At 37.2% G+C, this 13,260-nt stretch carries 15 protein-coding genes; all 15 read right to left on the bottom strand.

Going from position 1 to position 13,260, the window contains the following annotated elements; translation table 11 throughout:
* Positions 1-42: 42 nt before the first annotated feature.
* Positions 43-1,188, bottom strand: coding sequence for a 1-deoxy-D-xylulose-5-phosphate reductoisomerase (gene dxr, locus ACVWXS_RS00645; protein WP_456955333.1), 1,146 nt, complete (start codon positions 1,186-1,188; stop codon positions 43-45).
* A gap of 69 nt (positions 1,189-1,257) precedes the next feature.
* Entirely contained in the window at positions 1,258-2,058 is an 801-nt protein-coding gene (locus ACVWXS_RS00640) for a phosphatidate cytidylyltransferase (protein WP_456955331.1), read from the bottom strand.
* A complete protein-coding gene (locus ACVWXS_RS00635; RefSeq protein WP_068983126.1) occupies positions 2,055-2,849 on the bottom strand; it encodes an isoprenyl transferase in 795 nt (264 codons plus the stop codon). Before ACVWXS_RS00635 ends, ACVWXS_RS00640 begins: the two co-directional genes overlap by 4 nt.
* A 386-nt stretch (positions 2,850-3,235) precedes the next feature.
* Positions 3,236-3,793, bottom strand: a complete 558-nt coding sequence (gene frr, locus ACVWXS_RS00630; protein WP_368635436.1) for a ribosome recycling factor — start codon at positions 3,791-3,793, stop codon at positions 3,236-3,238.
* Positions 3,790-4,518 carry a UMP kinase gene (pyrH, locus tag ACVWXS_RS00625; protein WP_368635437.1) on the bottom strand — a complete coding sequence of 243 codons (729 nt, stop codon included), beginning with the start codon at positions 4,516-4,518 and terminating at the stop codon, positions 3,790-3,792. The genes frr and pyrH overlap by 4 nt, the downstream gene beginning before the upstream one ends.
* A gap of 355 nt (positions 4,519-4,873) precedes the next feature.
* On the bottom strand, positions 4,874-5,761 hold the full coding sequence (gene tsf, locus ACVWXS_RS00620) for a translation elongation factor Ts (protein ID WP_368635438.1): 888 nt from the start codon (positions 5,759-5,761) through the stop codon (positions 4,874-4,876).
* 101 nt (positions 5,762-5,862) lie between these two features.
* The gene (gene rpsB, locus ACVWXS_RS00615; protein WP_349660877.1) at positions 5,863-6,582 is read right to left on the bottom strand and encodes a 30S ribosomal protein S2; all 720 of its coding nucleotides are present in this window, start codon (positions 6,580-6,582) and stop codon (positions 5,863-5,865) included.
* Positions 6,583-6,739: 157 nt separating this feature from the next.
* Positions 6,740-7,336 (bottom strand): hypothetical protein, encoded by a 597-nt coding sequence (locus ACVWXS_RS00610; protein WP_456955328.1) that lies wholly within the window; start codon positions 7,334-7,336, stop codon positions 6,740-6,742.
* Positions 7,337-7,345: 9 nt separating this feature from the next.
* On the bottom strand, positions 7,346-7,654 hold the full coding sequence (locus ACVWXS_RS00605) for an RNA polymerase subunit sigma (RefSeq protein WP_068983131.1): 309 nt from the start codon (positions 7,652-7,654) through the stop codon (positions 7,346-7,348).
* Positions 7,655-7,690: 36 nt separating this feature from the next.
* Positions 7,691-8,461 carry a FliA/WhiG family RNA polymerase sigma factor gene (locus ACVWXS_RS00600; RefSeq protein ID WP_374963490.1) on the bottom strand — a complete coding sequence of 257 codons (771 nt, stop codon included), beginning with the start codon at positions 8,459-8,461 and terminating at the stop codon, positions 7,691-7,693.
* A gap of 399 nt (positions 8,462-8,860) precedes the next feature.
* A complete protein-coding gene (locus tag ACVWXS_RS00595) occupies positions 8,861-9,229 on the bottom strand; it encodes a hypothetical protein (protein WP_368635441.1) in 369 nt (122 codons plus the stop codon).
* The gene (locus tag ACVWXS_RS00590; protein ID WP_368635442.1) at positions 9,229-9,735 is read right to left on the bottom strand and encodes a chemotaxis protein CheD; all 507 of its coding nucleotides are present in this window, start codon (positions 9,733-9,735) and stop codon (positions 9,229-9,231) included. The genes ACVWXS_RS00595 and ACVWXS_RS00590 overlap by 1 nt, the downstream gene beginning before the upstream one ends.
* Positions 9,736-10,368: a chemotaxis protein CheC gene (locus tag ACVWXS_RS00585; protein WP_368635443.1), complete on the bottom strand. Its 633-nt coding sequence runs from the start codon at positions 10,366-10,368 to the stop codon at positions 9,736-9,738.
* 9 nt (positions 10,369-10,377) lie between these two features.
* Complete coding sequence (locus ACVWXS_RS00580) at positions 10,378-10,824, bottom strand: chemotaxis protein CheW (protein ID WP_368635444.1); 447 nt, start codon at positions 10,822-10,824, stop codon at positions 10,378-10,380.
* 27 nt (positions 10,825-10,851) lie between these two features.
* Positions 10,852-13,254, bottom strand: a complete 2,403-nt coding sequence (locus ACVWXS_RS00575; protein ID WP_456955324.1) for a chemotaxis protein CheW — start codon at positions 13,252-13,254, stop codon at positions 10,852-10,854.
* Positions 13,255-13,260: the final 6 nt, after the last annotated feature.

Here is a 13,260-nt window from a genome sequence, read left to right as displayed (position 1 = left end):
ACCCCACCTTTAAAAACGAATAGTTAACGATATCTTCTCTCGTTATTTTACCATGTCTAACACTGTTTTTCTTGTTTCACCATCTACATGTAAAATTGTTTGCAAATCTGGCACCAATATGTTGCTATGTGCCTGCATTACACGCTCAATCGTTTCGTCAATTTCAAGGAATGTTATTTGCCCTTGTAAAAATGCCGCAACCGCCGCTTCATTCGCCGCATTCATCGCCGTTAAAATTGTGCCGCCTGTACGCCCAGCCTCATAAGCTAGACGCAATGCTGGATAACGTTCAAAATCCATTTCTTTAAAATGTAACTGACCAATTTGTGCTAAATTAAGTCGTTGTCCGTTATGTAGCGGCATACGATCTGGGTAGCTTAAGGCATATTGAATAGGTACACGCATGTCCGGTGTACCTAGCTGTGCAATGACACTAGTATCATGATACTCAACTAATGAGTGAATAATACTTTCTCTATGCAAAAGTACATCAATTTTATCATAAGGCATATCGAATAAGACATGTGCTTCAATGACTTCTAGCCCTTTATTCATCATTGTAGCTGAATCTATCGTTATTTTCGCACCCATTGACCAGTTCGGGTGATTTAGTGCATCTGCAACCGTAACATGCTTCAATTCCTCACGTGTTTTGTCACGGAAGCTACCACCAGAAGCTGTAATGATTAAACGTTCAATATTTTTCGGATTCTCACCATTCATCGATTGGAAAATTGCAGAATGCTCACTATCAACCGGCAAAATTGTTGCATTATATTTCTTTGCCTCCGCCATTACTAAATGTCCAGCAGTGACAAGTGTCTCTTTATTGGCAATTGCAATGGTTTTGCCCATACGAATTGCGGCTAATGTCGATTCTAGACCAACACTCCCGAGAACAGCGTTTACAAGCACTGTTGAATCAGGGTGTGTAGCAACCTCTACTAGTCCTTTTGCTCCAAACGTAAAATGGACTTGTGGATATTCCTTAGCGAGCGTAAGTGCATCTTCCTCTAATTGAACAGATACTAGCTCAGGCTTCAAAGTTTCGATCATTTCACGAGTTTTATCGATGTTTTTTCCAGAAGAAAAGGCCACTAAATGAAAGGCTTCACGTTGTTCTTTTAAAATATCATAGGTTTGCCAACCGATTGAACCAGTTGCACCAAGTAAACTTATTTTTTTCACGACAAATTGTCCCCTTTTTCTATCTAAGCAAATAAAAATGTACGATATAAAGCAATGCTTCTATTGTTCTTAGTTACCGAAAAGATGTAAAAAATGTAGTAATGGCACGACGAATAATAGACTATCAAAGCGGTCTAAAATACCACCATGCCCAGGCAAAATAGTACCTGAATCCTTGACGTCAAAATGACGCTTTATAGCTGATTCCACTAAATCGCCCATTTGACCGATAATTGAGGCAAAGATTGTCACGAAAATAAGTGAAACATAGCTATTCATAAATGGATAAATTGCTTGCATTCCGATAGCAAAGATCACCGCAATGACAATCCCACCTACAAAGCCCTCTACGGTTTTCTTAGGTGAAATTTCAGGCCATAGCTTATTTTTACCTAGCTTTCTTCCTACAAAGTATGCGCCTGAGTCAGTTGTCCAAACAACTAGCAAACAGTAGACAACATATTCAAGACCGACATTTCTTGTTTCATTTAAATAATGAAAGCCTAGGCCAACATAAAACGCACCTAATAAAATAAAAGCAACTTCATCAAATGTTATTTTATTTTTCACAAGGACTACGTATATGAGCAATAACATCATAAGTCCATAAACAACCATTAGCGTGGACGAATAGCCAATTGCCTCTACAACTTCACTAGACCAGTCCTTTGGTATAACAAGCAATATTAATGTTAGTAGCCCTAAAAAGCCCGGCACTGAAAAAAGTGAAATACCTTTCATTTTTAGTATTTCATAAAAGCCGACAACAGCCATTGCAAGCACAAGTAGTGTAAATGGCACTTTTCCATAAATAACGAATGGAATAAATAGCGCTCCTGCAATTATTGCTGTGATAATTCGTTGTTTCAAGTTGTTTCTTCTCCCTTCAGCCCACCGTAACGGCGATTACGTTTCTGATAGTTTTCCACCGCTTCCAGTAAGTTTTCCTCGCTAAAATCTGGCCACAATGTATTTGTAAACCAAAATTCTGTATAAGCGAGCTGCCATAACATAAAGTTGCTTAATCGTACTTCACCACTTGTACGAATTAACAAATCTGGCTCTGGCAGATGGGCCGTCATTAAATGAGATGTCAAGCATTCTTCTGTTATGTCTTCCATCGTTAATTGACCGTCTTGCACTTTTTGAAGCATTGTTTTCATGGCGCCAACCATTTCTGAACGACTTCCATAATTCAAAGCAAAATTTAAAATTAATCCTGTATTATGCTTCGTTTCCTCCATCGCCTCATACAATGCTTTTTGTGTATGTGCAGGCAACAAAGATGAATCGCCGATCATTTCAACACGTACATTGCGTTCCATCATTTCAGGTAAAAAGGAACCTAAAAATTCAACAGGTAAACGCATTAGAAAATCGACCTCTGTTTTTGGTCGTTTCCAATTTTCCGTAGAGAACGCGTATACCGTTAAAACTTTAATACCTAGATCTGATGCAAATCTAGTTACCTTTCGTACCGTCTTCATACCTTCATGGTGTCCAGCAACACGTGGCATGGCACGTTTCTTCGCCCAACGTCCATTTCCGTCCATAATAATCGCTACATGGGCAGGAATCGGCTCGTTTTTAGCATGGGCAACACGTTCCTCCAATGATAGTGTATCCATTTTTATTTGTTTACCTAATAGCTTTTTAAACATGCTAACTCCCCCACTACAACTAATCGGACGTATTCTAACCTATCATAACAAACAAAAGCGCTTTTTGTCTTTTTTTTCCCTCTAAATTGACTATGTATGAACTATCTTATTTTAGAACAACAATTTTATAAAGAAAAGCCTGTAAAGAAGTCTGTTAATTGTATCACACCATCTACGAAGACTTAATCCGAGGCATTCCCCTCAAATCGCGTAAAAAACAGTTCCTCTTAAATCCTAAGCAAAAATAGATGATAGGTTATTTTCATTAAAACTAAATATATTCTGTTACATAATAATTTAACAGTAAAGAGAAAAGACGTCCTGTTATTTATAGGACGCCTTCATCTCATTAAAAAGTTCCATCATAGACATGCAAATTGAGTTTTTTACACTTCTAGAATTTCTTTTTCTTTGTCTTTCGTTACTTGGTCTACCTTTACAATGAAATCATCCGTTAGTTTTTGAATGTCTTCACCGTAGCCACGTAGATCATCTTCTGTGATTTCGCCAGCTTTTTCAAGTTTTTTTAGATCATCATTGGCATCGCGACGTACGTTACGTACAGCGATTTTTGCATCTTCTGCTTCTTTTTTCACTTGCTTCACAAGATCTTTACGACGCTCTTCTGTTAAAGCTGGAATCATTAAACGAATGACAGAACCATCGTTTGTTGGTGTAATACCAATATCTGATTTCATGATTGCTTTTTCAATTTCACCTAAAATCGTTTTATCGTAAGGTGCAATAACTAATAAACGCGCTTCTGGTACCGAAACACCTGCAAGCTGATTAATTGGTGTTGGTGCACCATAATATTCAACTGAAATGCGATCTAATAGAGATGCATTTGCACGCCCTGCACGGATTGAAGATAGTTCACGTGTGAAAGCAGCGATTGTTTTGTTCATTTTTTCTGTAGTTTGTTCTAAAACTTGTTTAGTCATTCTGCATTCCTCCTAACAACAGTTCCAATTTTTTCACCTTGTACGGCACGTTTAATATTACCTGGTTCCGTAATCGAGAAGACAATTAACGGGATATCGTTATCCATACATAAAGTTGAAGCTGTAGAATCCATTACTTGTAAACCTTGTTGAATAACGTCTAAATATGTGAGTGTATCGTATTTAATGGCAGTCGTGTCTACCTTTGGATCTGCAGAATAAACACCATCTACATTATTTTTTGCCATTAAAATTGCATCTGCGTCGATTTCTGCTGCTCGTAATGCTGCAGTTGTATCAGTAGAGAAGAACGGGTTACCTGTACCTGCCGCAAAAATTACAACTCGTTTTTTCTCTAGATGACGAACTGCTTTACGACGAATGTAAGGCTCTGCTACTTGTGTCATCACGATGGAAGATTGTACACGTGTTTCAATCCCTAATTTTTCAAGTGCATCTTGTAACGCTAATGAGTTCATAACTGTTGCAAGCATACCCATATAATCGGCTGCTGCACGATCCATGCCCATTTCGCTACCAATTTTTCCACGCCATATGTTACCGCCACCAACAACAACAGCAACTTCTACATCAAGATCTACTACTTCTTTTACTTCTTCTGCAACAGACTTGATTATTTTTGGTGATAGACCGAAGCCCGCCTCTCCAGCTAACGCTTCACCACTTAATTTTATAACTACTCGTTTATATTGTGGCACACTCATTGTAAACCTCCATCAGACTTTATTTAAAACATCTCTATTCCCTTTTCCATTATAATATATATAACAATAATTGCTAGTTGTGAATAAGGCAGAATAGGAAATTATATGGCTCATCACCATAACGTATTGTTGATTTCCGTTCCGACTGGGCGCTTTCCTGGGGATGCCCCGCCTCCACTTCAATCAACATACATTGCATACGTTTCAACAAATGTCATCCACAACTTTTGGTGGATGAACCAATGCTATCTTTTTTTGCTCATTTCGGAAAAATAGGGAACACGCTATGTTGTGTTCCCCATTTTTAGTCTAGAAAATCTAGATATTATTTGATTAGGATCAAATGCAAGCTAAATTAGTTACCTTTAACTTGGCTCATTACTTCTTCAGCGAAGTTATCTTCACGTTTTTCGATACCTTCACCTACAGCGTAACGTACGAAGCCGTTTACTGAACCGCCAGTTGAAGCAACGAAGTCACGTACTTTTTGATCTGAGTTTTTAACGAATGATTGGTCAAGTAAGCAAACATCTTCGAAATATTTACCAAGACGTCCTTCAACCATTTTCGCTACGATATTTTCTGGTTTACCTTCGTTAAGTGCTTGTTCAGTTAATACTTTACGCTCACGTTCAACTTCTTCAGCAGAAACTTCATCACGAGAAACATAAGTTGGGTTAATAGCTGCGATGTGCATAGCAACATCTTTAGCAGCAGAAGCATCTGTAGAACCTTCTAAAGTAACTAATACACCGATGCGGCCGCCCATGTGTAAGTAAGAACCGAATGCATCTGCATCAGTTTTTGTTTTCACTTCGAAACGACGAAGAGTAATTTTTTCACCGATTGTTGCAATTGCTGTTGAAATTTGGTCAACAACTTTTACACCTTCAGCATTTTCAATCTCTAATGCAGCTTCAATTGATGCAGGTTTAGCAGCAAGTAATTGTTCAGCTAATGAAGCAACTAATACTTGGAATTTATCGTTTTTAGAAACGAAGTCAGTTTCAGCATTTACTTCTAGGATGATTGCTTCGTTACCATTTTCTAAAATGTATGTTGTACCTTCTGCAGCGATACGGTCAGCTTTTTTAGCAGCTGAAGAAAGTCCTTTTTCACGTAGGAAATCGATTGCAGCTTCTAAATTGCCATCAGTTTCTACTAACGCTTTTTTACAATCCATCATTCCAGCGCCAGTTTTTTCGCGTAATTCTTTTACTAATTGTGCAGTAATGTTTGCCATTTAGTGTTTCCTCCTTAAGTTGGTTGAACAAATTTTATTGATAGGTTCTAAAAAAGGTGATAAGGGTCCTGAGCCACTTATCACCTTTTTGTAAACGTGAATTACTCAGCAGCAGCTTCTACAGCTGGAGCTTCTTCTTCACCTTGTTTTGACTCGATTAATGCGTCAGCCATTTTAGCAGTTAAAAGTTTAACAGCGCGAATAGCATCATCATTAGCAGGGATTACGTAGTCGATTTCATCTGGATCACAGTTTGTATCAACAATACCTACTAGAGGGATGTTTAATTTAATAGCTTCTGCAACAGCAATACGTTCTTTACGTGGGTCAACAACGAACATTACGTCTGGAAGAGCTTGCATATCACGGATACCGCCTAAGAATTTGATTAGACGTTCGTGTTCTTTTTTAAGTTGGATTACTTCTTTTTTAGGTAGAACTTCAAAAGTTCCATCTTCTTCCATTTTTTCGATTGCTTTCATACGTGCAACACGTTTTTGAATTGTACCGAAGTTTGTAAGAGTACCACCTAACCAACGTTGGTTGATGTAGTAGTTGCCTGAACGTTCAGCTTCATCTTTGATCGCTTCTTGTGCTTGTTTTTTCGTACCAACGAAAAGAACTTTACCACCGTCTTGACCAACTTGACGCATGAAGTCATAAGCTTCCTCTAATTTTTTAACAGTTTTTTGTAAGTCGATGATGTAGATCCCGTTACGCTCAACGAAGATATATTTCTTCATTTTTGGGTTCCAACGACGAGTTTGGTGACCGAAATGTACACCAGCTTCAAGTAATTGTTTCATAGAAATTACTGACATGTGTATTTCCTCCTAGTATGTTTGGTTTTTATCCTCCGCATTTATCACTTGCAACAAGCTACCCTAAGCTTAGAGCACCACTTACTACATCAAAATGCGTGTGTATTAATAACACCATTTGCAACTATATCATAGCTTTATCCCATTCGCAACTGTTTTAGTTATGAAACTTCAATAATAGCTCGATTTCTGTTTTTCCTCTTTGAAGCTGCTTTGCAATTTCTTCTGATGTTTTACCTTGTTTCGCTAATTCAATAGCTTGTTGTTCTATTGTTAATGGCTTTACTTCTTCTTTTCGTCTTGCTTCATTTAATTGTTCGGCTGAATGTACAACTTTTGCTTCAGTCTTAACTCCAGGTTGTTGCTGACGTGAATAAGCATTGGCTACGATCTTTTTTGGCACATAAATACGCGGTTCATGATCTACACTATTAGAACCGTCTACTGTGCTTTCTTCCTCTGTCAGGGAAGGAGATTGCTCCTGCTCCTTTTGTCTCGCAATCTCCTCTACCTGTTTAACAGCATTCGTTTTAGTTGTAGTCATTGAAACTCTTTGCAACTCTTGAATTAGGCGATCGTTTTCATCTTTCATTTCAGCTAAATAGACACTTATAGTATCATCCATTTCACGCATTAAACGTTCTTGCTTTTTTTCTAAATCTTTAAATTTTGCTAGTTTTGTATTTAAAATGATGAGGAAATAAAATGAAAGTAATTGTAAAAAAAATAGAACCGCAATTAGTATGGTTGTCATTGTAAACTCCTATCCACTAAAATCCACGAAATTACCCTTAAACGGATGTTGAACCTGTTTTTTCGGCTCTTCGTTATTATTTTTTTTCTTTTTTCGAGTACCTTTTATATACTCGACACCCGCTTCTTCATCTTCACCAATCTCATCCATACCCTCAGAAGTATTCACAACTTTTTGCTTGCGTTCAATTTCTTTTTTTAACGCTTCATTTGCATGTGCTTGCTGAGCCAAAGTTTGTTGATGTGCCTGATCTGCCATTTTCCCAGCTTCAAATGTTTTCGGAATAGCTATTTGTAGTTCGACACCCTTTAAACTCATTAGACTTCCTCCTTCAATAGTAGGTATATAAGATCATTACGCATTAATCATTTCGTTAGATAATAATTTTCGCAACTTTAATAGCGCCTTAGAGTGGATTTGTGAAATACGTGACGTAGATAGTTCCAACATTTCCCCAATTTCTGTTAATGTTAATTCTTCTGTATAAAATAAGCTAAGCACCAGCTGCTCTTTATCATTTAGCTTTTGGATATTTTCAGCTAAGTCTTCCAGTAATTCTGACTTAACGATCGCTTGCTCAGGGGTCTCAGTCGTATCATCACGTATAACAAATGACTTTCCATCAGTTTCATCTTGATCTTGCTGCTCATTAATGGAAAGAACATTTGAAAAGAAATGTTCCTGTACAGTTTGGTGAACTTCCTCAATAGGTAAAGCCATATGCTCCGCAAGCTCTTCAGGTGTTACATGACGCATATATTTTTGTTCTAAATGTTCAATTTGTGCATCTAATTTCTTTGCCTTTTCACGAGCTGAACGCGGCAACCAATCTTCCTTACGTAAACCATCTATAATTGCTCCTCTTACTCTAAAAGAAGCATATGTATCAAATTTCAAGTCTCTATTAATATCAAATTTATTTAATGCATCAAAAAGACCTAACATGCCTAAGCTCGTTAAATCGTCTCGAGATACACTCTTTGGTAAACCCGTACCAATGCGCTGTACATGATATGATACTAGAGAAATATATTTTTTTATTAGCATATCACCAGCATCTGGATCGCGCTCATGTATCCAACGATTCCACAGCTTTTGTTCATCGTTCAGAATTGGTTGTGTCATGTAATCCACCTCTCTTAAGAAAAACGCATTTACGCGCCTGTTTGCCATTGACTACGATTACCTTCTAGAAAGAAATATGTCCCTTATTGTTCTTTTTCCTGCCAAAATTCTGTTCAATCGATAGGGGCGTTAGCCATAAGCCTCTCACATAAAAAACATTGCCCTTCTTTCCTATATTATAACAAGAATCGACTTTAATTTCATTTGTTTCTCCTACTCTATCACAGATTCTTTAAATTTATTTGTCGGCCATATTTTAGTTTGGTTATAGCCAAAATCCGTCTAGTTTTAAAAGAGAATCAAGATGTAGCTCTTTAGCAAAGATGAAAACTATGCCCTTGGTTTTCCACCGATAAGTAGCTTTCACAAAAAAAGAGCCGCTATTTGCGACTCCTATGTTTATGCATTTATTTGTTGTTCATCCTCACGATTCATCATCGTTCGTACAACCTGGGCAATTTCATCTGAGCTTTCATCCTGAAACTCAACGGTTGAGTTAGCCGTCGGTGTTTCTTGATCTTCCTTGGAATTGACAGATTCGTTTTCTTCTAGCTCACCTTCAACGACTTCTTCATCGCCCTCTGGTGTGAATAAAACGTAGGCAATTAAAAACCTTACAATATACATGACAAAAAACATAATTATTCCCGCTACAAATGATCCTATGATAATACGTAATGGTGTAAAAGGTTTTTGAAATGTACTAAAAAAATATAGAGAAAAGGCAGCTAACGCACCCCATAGGTTATAAAAAATAGAACCAAACATTATATTTCACTCACTCCTTGGTTTACCGTTCGAATATGTAATGTCGACGTCGCAGGAGAAAATTCAATTGTTCTCCCACTATTACCACCCGTGTCTTCGGCAACTAAAGGAATTCCATGGCGTTTTAACTCAAACTTTACCGCTTCTACATTACGCGGACCGATACGCATTGAATCTTTGTCAGAGGTAAATTTAAACATCTGCGCACCACCCGCAATTTTTGCCTTTAGCTTAAATTTTTGAACGCCCTCTAACTTTAATAGGTCAATCATTGCCGCGACGCTTGTGTCAGCAAATTTAGCCACATTTATTGACTCTTGTCTACCTAAACTCGAATCTGGCAACATTACATGTATTAAACCAGCAATTTTTTTTGACTCATCATATAAAATAACACCTACACAAGATCCAAGACCTGATGTTCTGATCGTGTTTGGTAACTTTACTACATCCATTTGTGCAATTCCAACTTTTATCACTTGTCCATTACTATTACTCAGCATCATCTATGAAACTCCTAATGCTTTAAAAATAGCATCAAATGAATCTGGATCCGGTAATAAGAAAAAATGTCCTTTTACTGTTTCTTGGTCCTCTGCACCGTCTTCAAAAATGGATGTATTTATTACGATTACATTATCGCTAATATGTGATAATTCAATCAAACCAATACTAATAATGGCACCAAACATGTCAACACTTAGTCCTGGGACTGTCGGATAAATTTTTAAATTTGTAAAGTCAGATAACGCTGATAAATAAGAGCCAGATAAAATATTACCCATTTCCTGCATAGCTGATAAACCTAACTCTGAAACAGGTTGTTTTTTAAAGTCGAATGATTCATCGTATATGAGACGACGGATAAAACGATTTGCTTGTTCAATTGGCAAGATAAAAAACATACTACCTTCAGCATCACCTTCAATGCGTAGATAGATTCCAACTACGACATTTTCAGATCCTCCAGCAAGCTCCATCATGTCATTAAATGACACCATTTCAACCTTTGGTACTCGCATATCAATTTTTTTACCAAGTAAATTGGAAAGTGCTGTAGCAGCATGCGCAGCACCAATATTTCCAATTTCTTTAAATACGTCTAAATGTAGTGATGTAATTTTTTGATTAAATGTCATTATCGACCCCTACTTTAGTGGATTTAGTACTTTCTCTAAATGTAATAATATTAATAAACGTTTATCTATTTTAGCTACTCCTGAAATAAACTCTTCTCCAAGTGAACCAACTACTTCTGGCTGTGGTTCAATTGAGTTTGCAGGTATGTCTAACACATCATTTGCAGAATCTACTACGAAGCCTACTTCCATATCCTCTAATGAAATAATGATAATACGAGTTGTTTCTTCATGCTCAGAGATCGGTAATTCAAATCGTTCACGTAAGTCCACAATTGGTGTTACGACTCCGCGTAGGTTAATAACACCTTTTACAAATTTCGCTGTTTTTGGTACACGTGTAATATGCATTAGTTTTTCAATCCCTTGAACATGCGATACAGGAATCGCATATTCTTTATCTGCTAATTGAAAAACAATCACTTTAATACTTTCTTGTTCCACTGCGTTTGTCATTGTTTACACCTCTCTTATTCATTCACTTTATTTAATAAGTGCGTTACAATCCACAATTAAGGCTACTTTCCCATTACCTAAAATTGTTGCACCTGAAATTGCAAAGATATTCGTTAAGTAATTTCCTAATGATTTCAGAACAATTTCTTGTTGACCAATGAATGAATCCACTACTAAACCAGCAAGCTTCTCACCTTTTCGAACGATGACCACTGAATGGAATTCGTCAACTTGTGGTTCTTTGCGAGGTACCTCAAAGATTTCTTCTAAGAATACTAGTGGTACTACTTTGCCACGGAAATCGATTACTTTTTGATTATGCGCATTCATAATTTCTGATGAACGGATAATGGAAGTTTCAATAATTGATGAAAGTGGAATTGCATAAATCTCTTTTTCAATTTCTACTAGCATGACAGAAATAATCGATAATGTCAGTGGTAATTGAATCGAGAATATTGAGCCTACGTCTTGTGTAGATTCAATGGAAATATTTCCACCCAATGATTCTATTGTTGTTTTAACAACGTCTAATCCTACGCCTCGGCCTGATACATCAGAAATAACATCTGCTGTTGAGAATCCAGAAGCCAAAATAAGCTCATTAATTTGCTTATCTGACATTGAGTATGATTGTTCTTGTGTAACAATACCTTTAGAAATAGCTTTCGCTAGTACTTTTTCACGGTTAATACCTGCTCCATCGTCTTCAATTTCAATAAAGACATAGTTACCGCTATGATAAGCACGTAGTACAACCGTTCCTTCTTCTGGCTTTCCTTTCGCAAGGCGAGCTGTAGGATTTTCAATACCATGGTCGACAGAGTTACGGATTAAATGAACAAGTGGATCTCCAATTTCATCGATTACAGTACGATCTAGCTCGGTTTCGGCACCGATAATTTCCAGGTTAATCTTCTTATTAAGATCACGAGATAACTGACGGATCATTTTTGGGAAGCGGTTGAATACTGTTTCAACCGGAACCATACGCATCGTTAAAATAATTGTTTGTAAGTCACCCATGACGCGGCTCATACGCTCTACAGTTTCATTTAACTCACCGTGATTAACCTCAGTTGAAATAGACTGTAGTCGCCCTCGATCTATCACAAGCTCTTCAAATAAGTTCATTAAAATATCAAGACGCTCGATATTAACACGAATTGTTTTATTACCAACAGGCGCATGGCTTTTATCAGCTTTAGCAGGAGCTGCCGCTTTTGCAGGTTTAGGTGCTGGAGTAGTGTTTTCAGGTGCAGTAGCAGGTTTAGCCTCCGGTTCTATCGTTGCTGTAGCTGTTACTTCTTGAATTGCTTGTTCTTTTTCACTAAATTGCTTTTCTTCGATCGTAGCGACAATCACTTCTTCGACTTCTGAAACTTTCATAATCTTTTTCTGCATATCTTCAGCAGATTCTTTTGTCACGAAAGCTACATAAAATTGTTGATCGAACTGCTCATCTTCAAGCTTATCTACAGATGGATTTGATTTAATAACATCCCCATCTTTTTCTAAGATTTCAAACACCATAAATACACGTGCCGCTTTTAACAGACAGTCCTCACGTAGTCTCACTGATATTTCAAATGCATTGAAACCTTGTTCAGCAGATTGTGCAATAACTGTTTCTTCAAAGCTGTCATACTCTAAAACACTTGCTACAGCAGTAACTGTTGTCTCAATAGTTGCGACAACCACTTCTTCAACTTCTGAAACTTTCATAATCTTTTTCTGTATATCTTCAGCAGATTCTTTAGTTACGAAAGCTACGTAAAATTGTTGGTCGAACTGTTCGTCTTCAAGCTTTTCTACAGATGGATTTGATTTAATAACATCCCCATCTTTTTCCAAAGCCTCAAACACCATGAATACACGTGCTGCTTTTAAAAGACAGTCCTCACGTAATCGCACTGATATTTCAAATGCATTGAAACCTTGTTCAACAGATTGTGTAATAACTGTTTGTTCAAAGCTGTCATACTCTAAAACACTAGCTACAGCAATAACTGGTGTCTCAGTAGTTGCTACTACTTCAGGAATCGCGTACTCACCTAATTCAATACGCTTTAACTGCGCTACAGTTGAGGATACATCACGCTTTCCATCTCCGCCATTCGCAATGTCCATTACCATTTCTTCTAGATGGTCTACAGACTCAAAGACAACATCTAAAATTTCAGGAGTTACATGGATTTTCTCGTTTCGGATTGCATCTAACACGTTTTCCATTTTATGAGTTAAATCCGCTAAATCTTCAAAGCCCATTGTCGCAGACATACCTTTTAATGTATGTGCAGAGCGGAAAATTTCTCCAACAATCGCCAAATCATCTGGATTTTTCTCTAGTTCTAATAAATGTTCACTACATGCTTGTAAATGGTCTTTACTTTCTTCGATAAACATCTCTAAATATTGATTGACTTCCATAAGAGG

The sequence above is a fragment of the Lysinibacillus sp. TE18511 genome (genome assembly GCF_054062295.1).
The sequence above is the reverse complement of the archived record's forward strand: the minus strand, read 5'-3'. Positions and strand labels throughout refer to the sequence as shown.